Here is a 15,100-nt window from a genome sequence, read left to right on the forward strand (position 1 = left end):
TCACCGGGCCGGGGCGGTGGCAGCACGATTGATGTCATCGGAGGGGGAAGCCCATTTTCGTTTGAGCCGGCGTTTGAGGGCCATCGACGGCTTCTCGATCGTAAACCAGCTCGCCGCGGCCAACGGCAGCGTGGCTGCGGCGGTGAACACAAAGAACACGAATGGATTCAGGCCCGCAAGCCCGCAGACGGCCAGCATCTGTTGCGTGGGGAACGCGTAGATGTACACGCCGTAGGACAGGTCCGTTGCCAACCGCAGCCGCTTGTTTTTCAGCAGTGCGCCCGACGCGATGACGGCATACGCCAGGGGGAGGGCGGCGACGACGCGATAGTCGGGCAGCAGGCCGCTCGCGAAGACGATGAGCACGCTCACCGCTACGAGCGACCAGCGAGCCGGAATCACATCTCGCCACTGATAGATCAGCGCCCCCGCCGCGAACATGATGGCGGAGCGGACTGCGAGTTGGGGGACGGTCCACACGCCGGGGAAGGTGAGCGGCGGCACCTGGGTGGTTGCCAGCACCCCCGCCACCAATATCGCCGCGGGAACCCACCGGCGGTTGGCGAGCCCCGCCACGCCGATCCCTGCGACGGCGAGGTAGCACATCACTTCCCAGAAGAGGGACCACATGGACGCGTTCCAGACACCGGGATGCGGGATGCCGCGCGGCGTTCCGCCGACATCGAAATGTACGTAGGCCACGCCGATGTTCTTCAGGACGTACTCGATTGGCCCGGTTGACCCCAGCAGTCGGAGTGCCGACCCGCCTTGAATGAGCACACTGACCGGCGCGAAGACGAACGCCGTCACCACGAGGCAGACGTAGTAGCCGGGCAGGATCCGCAAGGCCCGGGCGGCAAGGTAATCACGAAGTCGTGGGTCGTTAAGCCAACTCCTGGTTATCAGGAATCCCGAGATCGCGAAGAAACCGTCCACCCCTGCGGAGAAGAAGACTTGGAGGATTGGAGCGGGTGGTATGCGGCCGGTGGCGGGCCAGCAATGCCAGAGCATCACCTCGGCCGCCAGGGCCAAACGCAGCGCGTTGAGCGCGTTCTTTCGCGGATCGAACACTTGCCCGAGGGTCATCGGCCTCCGCCCGCATCGCCCCCGAGTCGTCCGCGGTAGATTACGTCACGTCGTCGGGCGTGTTGGGCTTTTTGGCTATTCTTTGGGCCCTGGAACCAGGACTAGGCGCTACCCGTGGTCTTGGGAGAGGGATGGTCGGCGACTAGGTCGCCGGAACGGTCGCCGTCGGCTGCGTCCGGTACGGGTGCGTCCCACTTCTGCTTGAGCCGGCGCTTGAGGGACATCGAGGGTTTCTCGATGACCAACCAGCTCAAGGCGGCCATCGGCAGGGTGGCCGCCGCACTCACCAGGAAAAACACCACGGGATGCAACGTCGCGAGCCCACAGACGGCGAGCACCTGCTGGGTGGGGTACGCGTAGATGTACACGCCGTAGGACACATCGGTGCGCAACCGCAGCCGCTTGTTTTTCAGCAGCGCGCCCGACACGATCACGACGTATGCCAGGGGAAGGGCCGCGACGACCCGATAGTCGGGCAGGCACCCCGCCGCAAAAACGACGACGGCGCACACCGCGACGAGCGACCAGCGGGCGGGTATCACGTCGCGCCATTGGTACATGACCGCCCCGGCGGCGAACATGATGGCCGAACGTGCCGCGAGCTGGGGGATGGTCCACACACCGGGGAAGGTCAGCGGTGGGAAGGCCAACGCGGCGCAGACGGCCACCACCAGCAGCACTGGAGAAACCCACCTGCGGTTGGCCAGTCCGACGACGCCGATGAGGGCCACCGCGAGGTAGCACATCAATTCCCAGACTAGGGACCACAGCGACGCGTTCCAGGTGGGTCCGCCGGGCACCTGCCGTAGAGTGCCATCAATTTGCGGTTCGAGGTAGGCCACCGCGCTGTTCTTCAGCACGTACTCGATCGGCGCGGTGGAACCCAGCAATTTGAGGGCGGACCCGCCCTGGATCAGAAGGCTGATGGGCGCCAAGACGAACGCCGTTACCAACAAGCAGACGTAAAACCCCGGCAGGATGCGCAGGGCCCTGGCGGCGAGGTAATCACGCACTCGCGGATCGGTGAGCCAACTCCTGGTGATGAGGAATCCCGAGATCGCGAAGAAGCCGTCGACGCCCACCGAGAAGAACAGTTGCAGGATCGCCGTGGGCGGCGTGCGGCCGGTGATGGGCCACGAGTGAAAGAGCATCACCTCGGCCGCGAGCGCTAATCGCAACGCGTTCAGTGCATTACTGCGCGGATCGAATACTTGACCTAGCTTCATGCAACTCCGACCGTCATCCCCGCCCGCACCGTCCGCGCCATCGTATCGGCCGAAAGCGACCGGCGTGGCCGGTTGGCGACTAGGCGGTGCCGGGAAGTTCTGGCGGCAATGCCGGTCCCGGGACCTCTTTGGCGGGCAGAGTCATCACCGGCTGGTCTTGGGGAGCGTCTTGCTTTTTCTTGAAGCGTCGTTTGAGGGACCGCGCGGGTTTCTCGACCAGGAACCAGCTCGCCGCGGCCAGCGGCAGCGTGGCCAACGCGGTGACGCCCGTGAACAGCAACGGGTTGAGGGTGACCAGGCCGCAGACCAGCAACAGCTGCTGGGTCGGGTAGGCGTAGATGTACATCCCGTAGGACAGGTCGGTGCGCAGTTGCAGGCGCTTGTTGCGGATCAGGGCTCCCGACACGACTACGGCGTAGGCCAAGGGAAGGGCGGCGACCACCCGGTAGTCGGGCAGCGAGCCGGCCGCGAGGACGATGACGGCGCACACCGCGACCAGCGACCAGCGGGCTGGAATCACGTCTCGCCATTGGTACAGGAACGCTCCGGCAGCGAACATGATGGCGGTGCGGCACGCTAGAAAGAACAGGGCGGTGCGCACGTCGCCCTCGTGTTGCGTGAACACGTCCGGGAATTTCAGCGGTGGCAACATCATCGCCCCGGCGGTCGCGACCACGAGGAACACCAGGGAAACCCACCGGCGGGTGGCGAGCCCGACGACGCCGATGATGGCGACGATGATGTAGCACATCACTTCCCAGATGAGCGACCAGAGCGAAGCGTTCCAGATGCCCGCATTCGGAATCCCGTGCGGTGTGCCGCCGATGTCGAATTTCATCAGCGCCACCGCGCTGTTCTTCAAGACGAAGTCGAGCGGCGCGCCCGAGGTGATCAGCTTGCCGGGCGAGCCGCCCTGTATCGCCACGCTGAGCGGGGCGATGACGAACGCGGTCACCAGGAGACAGACATAAAAGCCGGGAAGGATGCGCAGAGCGCGGGCTGCGAGATACTCACGCAGACGTGGATTGCTGAGCCAACTCGCGGTGATGAGGAATCCGGAGATAGCGAAGAATCCGTCGACCCCGATGCAAAGAAGGAGCTGGAGAACGGCGCGGGCCGAGGGCACATGGCCCCTGATGGGGAAGGTGTGCCAAAAAATCACCTCGCCGGCCAGTGCTAGCCGCCAAGCGTTCAGCGCATTGTTTCGCGGATCAAATGCCTGCTCGAGTTTCATCCGCCTCCCCCGGTAGTCCGCACAGGGTCTATCGGCGTCATCGTATCCCCACCAAACACCAGAAAGAGCTGGTTCACGGTACCTGAGGTATCGGTAGATGGCAAATAAGGCCCAGGCCGATATAGCTCAATGGAGCTGATCACGTGATGAATACAATTTTTCCGCACGATGAGTCGTCAACTGCGTTGGGGGATAACGACCGTCGCGCTCGGCTGAATTGCGGGACGGTGCGCTTATTTGTTGCGCAGTCCGTCAATGAAGTGCTGCGTTTCTTCCCACCGGGGCAAAAGTCCAGCGGCGCGAACTTCTTCGAAGCTGGGTGCGGCGGCATCACGCTCGGACAGGCTGGGCGCGACCCCGTTCACCAGCGGCCAGTCGACGCCGATCGTCTGATCGGTCGCGCAAATGGTGTGCTCGCGTTTGGGGTTGTATTCGGCGGAACACAGATACATCACGGTCGAATCGTCCTGCAGGGCAAGGAATCCGTGGCCCAGACCTTCGGAAAGGTATATGGTCCTGCGGTCCTTATCGTCGAGCAGCACCGAATCCCACTGCCCGAACGTCGGCGAACCCTCCCGGATATCCACCACGACGTCGAAGACCGCGCCGCGCACGCAAGTCACGTATTTGGCCTGGCTGGGCGGCAGCTCGGCGAAGTGCAGGCCGCGCAACACACCGGCGGCCGAAACCGAGCAGTTCGCCTGCCGGACATCCAGGCGGTGACCGACGAACTCGGTGAAGTCGCGGTCGGTGAGCCATTCGAAGAACAATCCCCGGGAATCGCCGTGAATGGCGGGCGTGATCTCCCACGCGCCGGGGACGGCGAGTTCGCGCACCTTCATCTTATTGACCACGCTCTTCGTAACGGGCTTCCGCGGCGTCCTTCAGAGGGCGCCACCACGATTCGTTGGCACGATACCAGTCGATGGTGGCGCTCAAGCCCTCCTCGAAATCGGTATGCTTTGGCGCCCAACACAGTTCGTCATACAGCATCGACGGGTCGATGGCGTAACGCAGGTCGTGGCCGACTCGGTCGGTCACGTGGTCGAAGTCGTCCGGCTCGCGACCCATCATCTTCAGCAGCGTGCGCAGCACACTGAGGTTGTCGCGTTCGCCCTCGGAGCTGATCAGGTAAGTGCGGCCGATTTCACCTTTCTCCAGGATTCGCCGCACCGCGCTGTTGTGGTCGTCGACGTGGATCCAGTCGCGGACGTTGGCGCCGCTGCCGTACAGCTTGGGCCGCCGGCCGGTGAGCACGTTGGTGATCTGGCGCGGGATGAACTTCTCTACGTGCTGATACGGGCCGTAGTTGTTGGAGCAATTCGAGATCGTCGCGCGCACGCCGTAGGAGCGCACCCAGGCCCGGACCAGCATGTCGGCGCCGGCCTTGGTGGCCGAATACGGGCTGGACGGGTTGTAGGGCGTCGACTCGGTGAACCGGTTGGGGTCGTCGAGCTCGAGGTCGCCGTAGACCTCGTCGGTTGAAATGTGGTGCAGGCGCACGCCGTGGCGCCGGACGGCTTCCAGGATGGTGAACGTGCCGACCACGTTGGTGTGCAGGAACGGGCCCGGGTCGTCCAGCGCGTTGTCCACGTGGCTCTCCGCGGCGAAGTGCACGACCGCGTCGGACTCGGCGACCAGCCGGGAGACCAGCTCGGTGTCGCAGATGTCGCCGACCACCAGCCGGATGGCGTCCTCGACGTCGGCCAGCGACTCGCGCCGCCCGGCGTAGGTGAGGGCGTCGAGCACCGTCACTGAGTCCTCGGGGTGTTCGCGGACGGTGCTGTGCACGAAGTTCGCGCCGATGAAACCCGCGCCGCCGGTGACCAGTAACCGCATGGTCAAACCCTAACCGAGGGAGTCGGTCAGCTTGCGGGAGTCAGCCCCAGCGGCCCGGCCAATTCACCCAGCGCCGCGACCAGCGCGTCGTCGTTCTGGCTGTCCAGCACCTGGATGGCCACGTGGTCGGCCCCCGCGTCGCAGTGCTCGCGGAGTCGCTGCGCGATGGCCTCCGGGGTGCCGTACGCGACGACCGCGTCGATGAGCCGGTCGCTGCCCGGCTTGCGGACGTCGGCTTCGGTGAACCCGAGCCGCAGCCAGTTGTTCACGTAGTTGCTCAGGTCCAGGTAGAAGTCGGCGTACCTGCGCCCGATGGTGCGGGCCTGGTCCGCGTCCGTGGTGAGCACCACCTTGTGTTCTGGCGCCAGGAACACCGAACCGCCCAGCTGCTCGCGCGCCTTGGCCGTGTGTTCCGGCGTGGTCAGATACGGGTGCGCGCCGGCGCTGCGTTCGGCGGCCAGCCGCAACACGCGGGGTCCGAGCGCGGCGAGCACGCGGCGGCTGGTGGGCACCATCGCGGCGTCGAGCTCGTCGAGGTAGGAGGCCAGCGCGTCGTACGGCTTGACGTACTCCTGGGTGTGCTCGGGATGTCCGACGCCGACCCCCAGCAAAAACCTTCCGGGATAAGCCTTTTCGATGCGCTGGAAGGACTGCGCGACGGCCGGGGCCGGCGCGGTCCAGATGTTGATGATCCCCGTTGCCAGTTGCAGCGAGGTGGTCTGCGCCAGGGCCGGCTCCACCCACGACAGCTCGGCGTCCGGCGAACCGCCGATCCAGGCCGCGCCGTAGCCGAGCGACTCGATTCGAGCCGCCAGTTCTGGCGTGATGGATCGGTTCGGCAGCCAGACGCCGAACCGGCCCAGGTCGGGTTTAAGTGCTACTGCCTCGGTCATGTACGTCCCCTCCCGGGTCTGCTAGTTCAGTCCGAGCGGCCCCGCCAACTCCGCCAATGCCGGCACCAGGTTTTCATCCTTGGTCAGGACCTGCACGGGCACGTGGTCGGCGCCCGCGTCGAGGTGCTCCTTCAACCGGGCCGCGATCGCCTCCGGCGTGCCGTAAGCGACCAACGAGTCGATCAGGCGGTCGCTGCCCGGCTTGGTGACTTCCTCGTCGGTGAATCCGAGCCGCTTCCAGTTGTTGCGATAATTGGCGAGCTGGAAGTAGATGTCGAGCGCCCTGCGGCCCACCGTACGGGCCTTCTCTACGTCGGTGGTCAGCACGGCCTTGTGTTCGGGCGCCAGGAACGCCGACGGGCCGATCAGCTCGCGGGCCCGCGCGGTGTGTTCGGGGGTGGTGAGGTACGGGTGCGCCCCGGCGGCGCGCTCCGCGGACAGCTTGAGCACGCGCGGGCCGAGCGCGGCCACCACGCGGCGGTTGGCGGGCACGCCGTAGTCGTCGAGCTGCTGCAGGTACTCCGCCAGCGCGTCGTAGGGCTTGCGGTACTCGGCGTGCGCCTCGGGATGGCCGACGCCGATGCCCAGCAGGAAGCGGCCGGGGTAGGCCGCCTCGATGCGGTGGAACGACTCGGCCACCGGCTTGGCCGCGGCCGTCCAGATGTTGACGATGCCGGTGGCGACCTGCAGGGTGGTCGTCGCTTCGAGGATGGGCTCCACCCAGGCCAGCTCGGCCGGCGGCGAGCCGCCCACCCAGACGGCCCCATAACCCAGGGCTTCGATGTCTTTGGCTTGTTCAGGCGTGACGCCGCGTCCGAACGATCCGAACCGGCCGAGGTTGGGCTTGCTCGCTGCATCGGTCATGGTTGTTCCCAACCGGTGCGGCGGTGGACCTATTCCGCTTCCGCGGGCTCCGGGTCGGCGACCGGCGGGACCTCGAGCGGCAGCAGCACGATGAACCGGGTGTCGCCGGGCACCGATTCCACGCGCAGGTCCCCGCGATGCTTCTTGACGACGATGTTGAACGCGAGGTCCAGCCCCAGCCCGGTGCCCTCGCCGAACGGCTTGGTGGTGAAGAACGGCTCGAAGATGTGCTCGCGCACGTCCTCGGGCACCCCGGGGCCGGTGTCGCAGATCTCGACGCGGACCATGTTCTCGCCCTCCCGGCAGGTGCGGACGGTCAGCGTGCCGCCCTGGTCGCGCATCGCGGCGATGGCGTTGTCGATGATGTTGGTCCACACCTGGTTGAGATCGCCTGGGTAGCAGGGGATTTCGGGAAGCGACTGGTCGAAATCCTTCACCAGGGTGATCGATTTAGCGTCCCTGCTGCCGTCCTTGGTCAACCGGTCGGCGAACATCACCAGGGTGCTGCGCAGCAGTTCGTGGACGTTGGCCACCTGGAACGGGGCCCGGTCAAGCTGCGAATACTGCTTGGCGTCGGCGACCAACGCCGAAATCCGTTTGCTCGCTTCGAGAATCTGGTTCATCAGCAGCTCGCTCTCGATGGTGTAGTTGATCCACCGGATCGCCTCCTCCAACGATGTCGACGCGAGTTCCTCGCTGACCGTGGAAATCCGCTCCAGCCAGTCGGTGTCGATGCCGCCTTCGACGAAGGTCGGCGCGATGTCCCAGCCGCCCTCGACACCGTGCTCTTCCAGCCAGTCGCCGACGGCGTCCTCGCGGTCGGCGGTTTCCATCGCGCTCAGGTGCTCCGTGGCCGACTTCGCGACCTGCTCGGCCACCCCCTGCTGGAGGTGGACCAGGGCGCTGAGCGCCTCGGGGCTGACGGTGCCGTCGGCGAGCATGGCCAGCTTGCCCCGCATGCCGGCGACCCGGCCGCGCAGGTCGGCCGCCGCGCGGGCGATCGCCGCCGCGGGGTTGTTCAGCTGATGGGTCAGCCCGGCCGACAGCCGGCCCAGCGCGAGCAGCTTCTCCCGGTTGTCGATGATCCGCCGGGTCCGGTCGGTGCCGACGGCGATGCCGTCGAGCAGGTGGACGGCCATCGGGAACTGGTCCCTCATGAACTGGGCGAACACCGGGGCGTCCATCACGAAGAACCGCGACGGCTTGGTCACGTGCACCGAGGCGTCGTAGCTCTTCTGCTTCCCGCCGGTGAACGCCCGCCAGGCGCCGCAGTACACGCCGCGTTGCGAGGTGCGGTTGGTTTCGATGTCCTGGCCGCCGGAGAGCTTGGACATGGTCAACTCGCCCTCGATGAGGACGTAGAAGCAGGTCGCCGGCTCGCCCTCGACGCAGATCGGGCCCGGCTCGTAGTTCTCGATGTGACCCGCTGCGCACAACACCGCGAGCTGCTCGTCGGTGAGCGCCTCGAACAGGAACAGGCTGCGCAACTCGTCGGGCTCGCACGGCGTCTTGGCGGTCATGGCCCCTCCTAGCTCTCGGCCAGGTAGCGGTGCACCAGCATGACGGCCATCGACCCCTCGCCGACCGCGGCCGCGACGCGCTTGGCCGACTCGGCGCGCACGTCGCCGGTGGCGAAGACGCCCGGCACGCTGGTCTCCAAGTGATGCGGCGGGCGGTCGAGCGTCCACCCGCACACGTTGCGCAGGTCCGGCCCGGTGAGGACGAAGCCATGGTTGTCGCGGGCGAGCACCCCGTCCAGCCACTCGGTGCGCGGCGCGGCGCCGATGAAAATGAACATTCGGGCGCAGGTGACGTCCTCGGTTTCCCCGGTCTGGTTGTCCACCAGGGTCAGCCGCTCCAGGTGATCGGCGCCGACCGCGCGCCGCACCTCGGTGCAGGTGCGCACGGTGATGTTGGGCCGCTGCTGGATCTGCTGGATGAGGTAGTACGACATCGAGGCATCCAGCGACGGGGCGCGCACCACGATGGTCACGGATTTGGCTTCGCGCGACAGGTACATCGCGGCCTGGCCGGCGGAGTTGGCCCCGCCGACGACGTAGACCTCCTCGCCCGCGCATTCCGACGCGATCGAGACGGCCGCGCCGTAGTAGACGCCCTTGCCGGTCAGCTCGCCGCAGCCCTCGGCTTGATGCTCGCGGTAGGTGACGCCGGTGGCCAGGATGACGGCGTGCGCGTCGATCGAGCCGCCGTCGGCGAACCGCACGGTGCGCTTGGGGCCGTTGACCTCCAGCGCGGTCGCGGTGCGGGCGGTGATCAGCTCGGCGCCGAACTTCTCGGCCTGCCTGCGGGCGCGGTCGGCCAACTGGCCGCCCGACACGCCGTCGGGGAAGCCCAGGTAGTTCTCGATGCGTGAGCTCTGGCCGGCCTGCCCGCCGGTCGCGGTGCGCTCGATGAGGACCGTGCGCAAGCCCTCGGAGGCGCCGTAGACGGCGGCGGCCAGGCCCGCGGGGCCGCCGCCGATGACGATCAGGTCGTAGAACTCCTGCGACGGCGTGGTGGTCAGACCCAGAGTGTCGGCCAGCTGCGCGTCGGTGGGTTCGACCAGCGTGTCACCGCGTTCGGTGACGACGACGGGCAGCCGCAGGCCGTCCTCGCCGGCGGCCTTCAGCAGCCGCTCGCCGTCGGGTTCGTCGGCCATGAACCACGAGTAGTGCAGCCCGTTGCGGGCCAGGAAGTCGCGCACCTGCCAGGACCGCTCCGACCAGCGGTGCCCGATCACCTTGGTGTGCGGGATCGGGTGTTCGGGCGCCGAGCGCCAGGCCTCCAGCAGACCGTCGATGACGGGGTAGAACTTCTCCTGCGGCGGATCCCACGGCTTGAGCAGGTAGTGGTCCAGGTCGACGACGTTGATCGCGTCGATGGCGGCGTGGGTGTCGGCGTAGGCGGTCAGCAGCACCCGCCGCGCGGCGGGGTACAGGTCCATCGCCTGCTCCAGGAATTCGATGCCGCTCATCTGCGGCATCCGGTAGTCGGCGATCAGCACGGCGACGGTCTCACCGCGCAGCTTGAGCTCCTTGAGCGTGTCCAGGGCGTCCGGGCCCGACTCGGCGCGCACGATGCGGTGCCGGTCGCCGTATTGGCGGCGAAGGTCGCGGGCGACCGCGCGGGATACCGAGGGATCGTCGTCGACGGTCAGCAACACCGGCTTGCGAGGCGCGGCGGTGGGTTCTGCAGGAGTCGCGGGGCTCGTCATCGGGGTTAAGTATGCCCTCGTCAGGGCGCCGGCGGCAGGTCGAGGAGGGCCGCCGGATTTCGCTGCCGGCGATTTTGGGTCGAGGGGCCTGACCAGGTATCGTGGGACAACGGTGCGTCAACCGCGCCGACTTTTTGCGTGCCCTGTCTGAGGAATTTCCTGTAACCGGCCCACGTTTCTAGTCGGGCGAATGCTGCGCCGGTAAGGGCGCACAAAGGATACGAAACCAAAGACGAGGATTGCTGAAAAGTTATGGCCAAGAAGGACGGTGCCATAGAGGTCGAGGGCCGCGTGGTCGAGCCCCTGCCCAATGCGATGTTCCGCATTGAGCTGGAGAACGGTCACAAGGTGCTCGCCCACATCAGCGGCAAGATGCGGCAGCACTACATCCGCATCCTGCCCGAGGACCGGGTGGTGGTGGAGCTGTCTCCCTACGACCTGTCCCGGGGCCGCATCGTGTACCGGTACAAGTAAGCCCGCATCAGAACAACGAGAAAGAACAGGATCGAACAGCCGTGAAGGTGAACCCCAGCGTCAAGCCAATCTGTGACAAGTGCAGGGTGATCCGTCGGCATGGGCGGGTCATGGTGATCTGCTCCGATCCGCGCCACAAGCAGCGCCAGGGCTAGTGGCGATCGCAAGCGCGGCGTAGCCGGGCGCAGCGGGTCGCCAGGATCCATAGTGGCGATCGCAAGCGCGGCGTAGCCGGGCGCAGCGGGTCGCCACGATCCATCGAGCGCGGCCCTGCCCCACACAACTGAATGCAGACCTCCCAGTACCACTGAACGGATAGGCCGTTCATCCACGCCCGGACGGAGGCCGGGCCCCGCCTCAAGGCGGGAACGGACTGGGATCAGACCTCCGCCTAGAAAAGAGGAAACGCCACCTATGGCTCGATTAGTAGGCGTCGATCTGCCGCGCGACAAGCGGATGGAGATCGCGCTGACCTACATCTTCGGCGTCGGCCGTACCCGGTCGAACGAGATCCTGGCAGCGACGGGGATCGACAAGGACCTGCGCACCCGGGACCTGACCGACGACCAGCTGACCCACTTGCGTGACTACATCGAAGCGAACCTCAAGGTTGAGGGCGACCTGCGCCGCGAGGTGCAGGCCGACATTCGCCGCAAGATCGAGATCGGCTGCTACCAGGGCCTGCGGCACCGCCGCGGCCTGCCGGTGCGCGGCCAGCGGACCAAGACCAACGCGCGCACCCGCAAGGGCCCGAAGCGCACCATCGCAGGCAAGAAGAAGGCCAGGTAATCGGACATGCCACCAGCCAAGAAGGCAGCCTCTGCCCCCAAGAAGGGGCAGAAGACCCGCAAGCGGGAAAAGAAGAACATCCCGCACGGTGCCGCCCACATCAAGAGCACCTTCAACAACACGATCGTGAGCATCACCGACCCCCAGGGCAACGTCATCGCCTGGGCGTCGTCGGGCCACGTCGGCTTCAAGGGCTCGCGCAAGTCCACCCCGTTCGCCGCTCAGCTGGCCGCCGAGAACGCGGCGCGCAAGGCGCAGGAGCACGGCGTGCGCAAGGTCGACGTGTTCGTCAAGGGCCCGGGCTCGGGCCGGGAGACGGCGATCCGCTCGCTGCAGGCCGCGGGCCTCGAGGTCGGCGCGATCTCCGACGTCACCCCGCAGCCCCACAACGGCTGCCGTCCGCCGAAGCGCAGAAGGGTCTAGGAGAACAGATCATGGCTCGTTACACCGGACCCATCACCCGCAAGTCGCGCCGGCTGCGCACCGACCTGGTCGGTGGCGACCAGGCGTTCGAGAAGCGTCCCTACCCGCCAGGCCAGCACGGCCGCGCGCGGATCAAGGAGAGCGAATACCTGCAGCAGCTGCAGGAGAAGCAGAAGGCCCGCTTCACCTACGGCGTCATGGAGAAGCAGTTCCGCCGCTACTACGAAGAGGCCACCCGGCAGCCCGGCAAGACGGGTGAGGAGCTGCTCAAGATCCTGGAAAGCCGGCTGGACAACGTCGTGTACCGCGCGGGGCTGGCCCGCACGCGCCGGATGGCCCGCCAGCTGGTCAGCCACGGCCACTTCAGCGTCAACGGCGTGCACGTCAACGTGCCCAGCTACCGGGTGTCGCAGTACGACATCATCGACGTGCGGGACGGCTCGCTGAACACGGTGCCGTTCCAGATCGCGCGAGAGACGGCGGGCGACCGCCCGATCCCGAGCTGGCTGCAGGTGGTTGGCGAGCGCCAGCGCATCCTGATCCACCAGCTGCCCGAGCGGGCGCAGATCGACGTGCCGCTCGCCGAGCAGCTGATCGTCGAGTTCTACTCGAAGTAACGGACTTTCGGGCCGCCCGGCTCGAAACCCAAACGGCATCAAATAGCGGGTGCCGAGAAGGAGAAGAAGAAACACCATGCTGATCTCTCAGCGACCCACCCTGTCGGAGGAAGTCCTCACCGACAACCGCTCGCAGTTCGTCATCGAGCCCCTGGAGCCCGGATTCGGGTACACCCTGGGCAATTCGCTGCGGCGCACGCTGCTGTCGTCGATTCCCGGCGCGGCGGTCACCAGCATCCGCATCGACGGCGTGCTGCACGAGTTCACCACCGTCGCCGGGGTGAAGGAAGACGTCACCGCGATCATCCTGAACCTCAAGGGCCTGGTGGTTTCCTCGGAGGAGGACGAGCCGGTCACCATGTACCTGCGTAAGCAGGGCCCGGGCGCGGTCACCGCCGGTGACATCGTGCCGCCCGCCGGTGTCACGGTGCACAACCCCGACATGCACATCGCGACGCTGAACGACAAGGGCAAGCTCGAGGTGGAGCTCGTCGTCGAGCGGGGCCGCGGTTACGTCCCGGCGGTGCAGAACCGGGCCTCCGGTGCCGAAATCGGCCGCATCCCGGTCGATTCCATCTACTCGCCGGTGCTCAAGGTGACCTACAAGGTCGACGCGACCCGTGTCGAGCAGCGCACCGACTTCGACAAGCTGATCCTGGACGTCGAGACCAAGAGCTCGATCACCCCGCGCGACGCGCTGGCGTCCGCCGGTAAGACCCTGGTCGAATTGTTCGGCCTGGCACGCGAACTCAACGTCGAGGCCGAGGGCATCGAGATCGGGCCGTCGCCGGCCGAGGCCGACCACATCGCGTCGTTCGCGCTGCCGATCGACGACCTGGACCTCACCGTGCGGTCCTACAACTGCCTCAAGCGCGAGGGTGTGCACACCGTCGGCGAGCTGGTGAGCCGCACCGAGTCCGACCTGCTCGACATCCGCAACTTCGGTCAGAAGTCCATCGACGAGGTGAAGGTCAAGCTGCACCAGCTGGGCCTGTCGCTCAAGGACAGCCCGGCGAGCTTCGACCCGTCGCAGGTGGCCGGCTACGACGTGGCCACCGGCACGTGGTCCACCGAGGGCGCGTACGACGACCAGGACTACGCGGAAACCGAACAGCTGTAATCAGCCCGGTGACGATGCGGCCGTGCAGCGGCCGCTGAGGAACTGGACACAACTAAAGACGTCCGTCCCGGCCCTACCTGATACGGGGGTCGGCCCCACTTAGGAGATAGTGCAATGCCCAAGCCCACCAAGGGTCCTCGCCTCGGCGGGTCGTCTTCGCACCAGAAGGCCCTGCTGGCCAACCTGGCGACGTCGCTGTTCGAGCACAACCAGATCAAGACGACCGAGCCGAAGGCGCGCGCGCTGCGTCCGTATGCCGAAAAGCTGATCACGCACGCGAAAAAGGGCACACTGCACAACCGTCGCGAGGTGATGAAGAAGATCCGCGACAAGGACGTCGTGCACAAGCTGTTCGACGAGATCGGGCCGTTCTTCGCCGACCGCAATGGTGGCTACACCCGCATCATCAAGGTCGAGCCGCGCAAGGGTGACAACGCCCCGATGGCGGTGATCCAGCTGGTGCTGGAGAAGACGGTGACCTCGGAGGCCGAGCGGGCGCGCCGCGCCAAGACGCCCAAGAAGGCTCCGGTTGCGGCGGCGGCGGCACCTCAGGCGGCGGTTGAGCCTGAGGAAGCCGTCGGCCCGACGGCCGACGAGGTGACCGAGCCGGCCGAGCCCGAGGCCACCGAGACACCAGAGGTCTCGGAGTCCACGGAAGCCGAGGCGGCCGCTGAGGAAAAGCACGACGAGGCCATCGCGGCGCGGGCCGAGGCCGAGAAGGCCGAAGAGGCCGACGAGGCTGACGAGAGTTAACGAGGACGTCCGTCTGCGGCTCGACATCGCCTACGACGGAACGGAATTCGCGGGCTGGGCGACTCAGGCCGGCCAGCGCACCGTGGCCGGAGTGCTCGACGAGGCGCTGAGCACCCTCTTTCGCACGCCGATGCGGCTGCGTGCTGCCGGGCGCACCGACACGGGCGTCCACGCCACCGGGCAGGTGGCCCACGTCGATGTGTCGGGGGACGCCCTGCCGAACGCCTATCCGCGCTCGCCGCACGTCGGCGAGCCGGAGTTCCGGCCGCTGGTGCGCCGGCTCGGCCGGTTCCTGCCCACCGACGTGCGCGTCCTCGACATCCGGCGCGCCCCAACGGGTTTCGACGCCCGGTTCTCGGCGCTGCGGCGCCACTACACCTATCGGCTGTCGACCGCGCCCTACGGGGTCCAGCCGCAGCTGGCCCGCTACGTCACCGCGTGGCCGCGGCCGCTGGATGTCGACGCGATGGCCGCCGCCTCGCGAGAGCTGGTGGGGCTGCACGACTTCGCCGGGTTCTGCCGGCACCGGCCCAATGCCACCACCATTCGCGACCTGCAGCGCCTCGAC

The 15,100-nt window shown here is 66.9% G+C and carries 17 protein-coding genes and 1 pseudogene; 8 read left to right on the plus strand and 10 right to left on the minus strand.

Annotation, left to right across the window (positions count from 1 at the left end; genetic code table 11):
• From A5681_RS10305 to A5681_RS10345, 10 genes and pseudogenes are all read right to left on the minus strand, one after another.
• A complete protein-coding gene (locus A5681_RS10305) occupies positions 1-1,086 on the minus strand; it encodes an acyltransferase family protein (RefSeq protein WP_067273223.1) in 1,086 nt (361 codons plus the stop codon).
• Positions 1,087-1,187: 101 nt separating this feature from the next.
• Positions 1,188-2,312 carry an acyltransferase family protein gene (locus A5681_RS10310; protein WP_067273228.1) on the minus strand — a complete coding sequence of 375 codons (1,125 nt, stop codon included), beginning with the start codon at positions 2,310-2,312 and terminating at the stop codon, positions 1,188-1,190.
• A 79-nt stretch (positions 2,313-2,391) separates the two neighbouring features.
• Positions 2,392-3,546: an acyltransferase family protein gene (locus A5681_RS10315; protein ID WP_067273233.1), complete on the minus strand. Its 1,155-nt coding sequence runs from the start codon at positions 3,544-3,546 to the stop codon at positions 2,392-2,394.
• A 233-nt stretch (positions 3,547-3,779) separates the two neighbouring features.
• The gene (gene rfbC, locus A5681_RS10320) at positions 3,780-4,388 is read right to left on the minus strand and encodes a dTDP-4-dehydrorhamnose 3,5-epimerase (RefSeq protein ID WP_067273236.1); all 609 of its coding nucleotides are present in this window, start codon (positions 4,386-4,388) and stop codon (positions 3,780-3,782) included.
• A 1-nt stretch (position 4,389) separates the two neighbouring features.
• Complete coding sequence (rfbB, locus tag A5681_RS10325; RefSeq protein ID WP_067273239.1) at positions 4,390-5,385, minus strand: dTDP-glucose 4,6-dehydratase; 996 nt, start codon at positions 5,383-5,385, stop codon at positions 4,390-4,392.
• A gap of 26 nt (positions 5,386-5,411) precedes the next feature.
• Positions 5,412-6,278 carry an LLM class F420-dependent oxidoreductase gene (locus tag A5681_RS10330; RefSeq protein ID WP_067273244.1) on the minus strand — a complete coding sequence of 289 codons (867 nt, stop codon included), beginning with the start codon at positions 6,276-6,278 and terminating at the stop codon, positions 5,412-5,414.
• A gap of 21 nt (positions 6,279-6,299) precedes the next feature.
• Entirely contained in the window at positions 6,300-7,142 is an 843-nt protein-coding gene (locus tag A5681_RS10335) for an LLM class F420-dependent oxidoreductase (RefSeq protein WP_067273249.1), read from the minus strand.
• 29 nt (positions 7,143-7,171) lie between these two features.
• Positions 7,172-7,765 (minus strand): sensor histidine kinase, encoded by a 594-nt coding sequence (locus A5681_RS28155; protein WP_419866309.1) that lies wholly within the window; start codon positions 7,763-7,765, stop codon positions 7,172-7,174.
• 537 nt (positions 7,766-8,302) lie between these two features.
• Positions 8,303-8,662: pseudogene (locus A5681_RS28160) on the minus strand (cyclic nucleotide-binding domain-containing protein); the annotation flags it as partial.
• 8 nt (positions 8,663-8,670) lie between these two features.
• On the minus strand, positions 8,671-10,356 hold the full coding sequence (locus A5681_RS10345; protein ID WP_067273256.1) for an FAD-dependent oxidoreductase: 1,686 nt from the start codon (positions 10,354-10,356) through the stop codon (positions 8,671-8,673).
• Positions 10,357-10,608: 252 nt separating this feature from the next.
• Between A5681_RS10345 and infA the strand changes: the two genes are divergently transcribed.
• From infA to A5681_RS10380, 8 genes are all read left to right on the plus strand, one after another.
• Positions 10,609-10,830 (plus strand): translation initiation factor IF-1, encoded by a 222-nt coding sequence (infA, locus tag A5681_RS10350; RefSeq protein WP_003418601.1) that lies wholly within the window; start codon positions 10,609-10,611, stop codon positions 10,828-10,830.
• Positions 10,831-10,871: 41 nt separating this feature from the next.
• Positions 10,872-10,985, plus strand: a complete 114-nt coding sequence (rpmJ, locus tag A5681_RS26470) for a 50S ribosomal protein L36 (RefSeq protein ID WP_003879483.1) — start codon at positions 10,872-10,874, stop codon at positions 10,983-10,985.
• A 259-nt stretch (positions 10,986-11,244) separates the two neighbouring features.
• The gene (gene rpsM / locus A5681_RS10355) at positions 11,245-11,619 is read left to right on the plus strand and encodes a 30S ribosomal protein S13 (RefSeq protein WP_007167900.1); all 375 of its coding nucleotides are present in this window, start codon (positions 11,245-11,247) and stop codon (positions 11,617-11,619) included.
• A 6-nt stretch (positions 11,620-11,625) separates the two neighbouring features.
• On the plus strand, positions 11,626-12,042 hold the full coding sequence (gene rpsK, locus A5681_RS10360; protein WP_046182344.1) for a 30S ribosomal protein S11: 417 nt from the start codon (positions 11,626-11,628) through the stop codon (positions 12,040-12,042).
• An 11-nt stretch (positions 12,043-12,053) separates the two neighbouring features.
• Positions 12,054-12,659, plus strand: a complete 606-nt coding sequence (gene rpsD / locus A5681_RS10365; protein ID WP_067273257.1) for a 30S ribosomal protein S4 — start codon at positions 12,054-12,056, stop codon at positions 12,657-12,659.
• 76 nt (positions 12,660-12,735) lie between these two features.
• Complete coding sequence (locus A5681_RS10370) at positions 12,736-13,779, plus strand: DNA-directed RNA polymerase subunit alpha (RefSeq protein WP_067273259.1); 1,044 nt, start codon at positions 12,736-12,738, stop codon at positions 13,777-13,779.
• Between the two features lie 114 nt (positions 13,780-13,893).
• Positions 13,894-14,532, plus strand: a complete 639-nt coding sequence (gene rplQ / locus A5681_RS10375) for a 50S ribosomal protein L17 (protein WP_067273263.1) — start codon at positions 13,894-13,896, stop codon at positions 14,530-14,532.
• Positions 14,450-15,100: tRNA pseudouridine(38-40) synthase TruA (locus A5681_RS10380; RefSeq protein ID WP_156737932.1), on the plus strand; the 651-nt coding region annotated here is incomplete at its 3' end. The genes rplQ and A5681_RS10380, both read left to right, overlap by 83 nt.

It is taken from the genome of Mycobacterium scrofulaceum (assembly GCF_001667885.1).
Taxonomy (GTDB): domain Bacteria; phylum Actinomycetota; class Actinomycetes; order Mycobacteriales; family Mycobacteriaceae; genus Mycobacterium; species Mycobacterium scrofulaceum_C.

Coding starts and splice junctions, on each gene's coding strand:
- A5681_RS10335 (WP_067273249.1), bottom strand. CDS start 7,142: ATGACCGATGCAGCGAGCAAGCCCAACCTCGGCCGGTTCGGATCGTTC.
- rpsD (WP_067273257.1), top strand. CDS start 12,054: ATGGCTCGTTACACCGGACCCATCACCCGCAAGTCGCGCCGGCTGCGC.
- A5681_RS10310 (WP_067273228.1), bottom strand. CDS start 2,312: ATGAAGCTAGGTCAAGTATTCGATCCGCGCAGTAATGCACTGAACGCG.
- rpsM (WP_007167900.1), top strand. CDS start 11,245: ATGGCTCGATTAGTAGGCGTCGATCTGCCGCGCGACAAGCGGATGGAG.
- rfbB (WP_067273239.1), bottom strand. CDS start 5,385: ATGCGGTTACTGGTCACCGGCGGCGCGGGTTTCATCGGCGCGAACTTC.
- A5681_RS10370 (WP_067273259.1), top strand. CDS start 12,736: ATGCTGATCTCTCAGCGACCCACCCTGTCGGAGGAAGTCCTCACCGAC.
- A5681_RS28155 (WP_419866309.1), bottom strand. CDS start 7,765: ATGAACCAGATTCTCGAAGCGAGCAAACGGATTTCGGCGTTGGTCGCC.
- rfbC (WP_067273236.1), bottom strand. CDS start 4,388: ATGAAGGTGCGCGAACTCGCCGTCCCCGGCGCGTGGGAGATCACGCCC.
- A5681_RS10330 (WP_067273244.1), bottom strand. CDS start 6,278: ATGACCGAGGCAGTAGCACTTAAACCCGACCTGGGCCGGTTCGGCGTC.
- A5681_RS10345 (WP_067273256.1), bottom strand. CDS start 10,356: ATGACGAGCCCCGCGACTCCTGCAGAACCCACCGCCGCGCCTCGCAAG.
- infA (WP_003418601.1), top strand. CDS start 10,609: ATGGCCAAGAAGGACGGTGCCATAGAGGTCGAGGGCCGCGTGGTCGAG.
- A5681_RS10305 (WP_067273223.1), bottom strand. CDS start 1,086: ATGACCCTCGGGCAAGTGTTCGATCCGCGAAAGAACGCGCTCAACGCG.
- A5681_RS10315 (WP_067273233.1), bottom strand. CDS start 3,546: ATGAAACTCGAGCAGGCATTTGATCCGCGAAACAATGCGCTGAACGCT.
- rpsK (WP_046182344.1), top strand. CDS start 11,626: ATGCCACCAGCCAAGAAGGCAGCCTCTGCCCCCAAGAAGGGGCAGAAG.
- rplQ (WP_067273263.1), top strand. CDS start 13,894: ATGCCCAAGCCCACCAAGGGTCCTCGCCTCGGCGGGTCGTCTTCGCAC.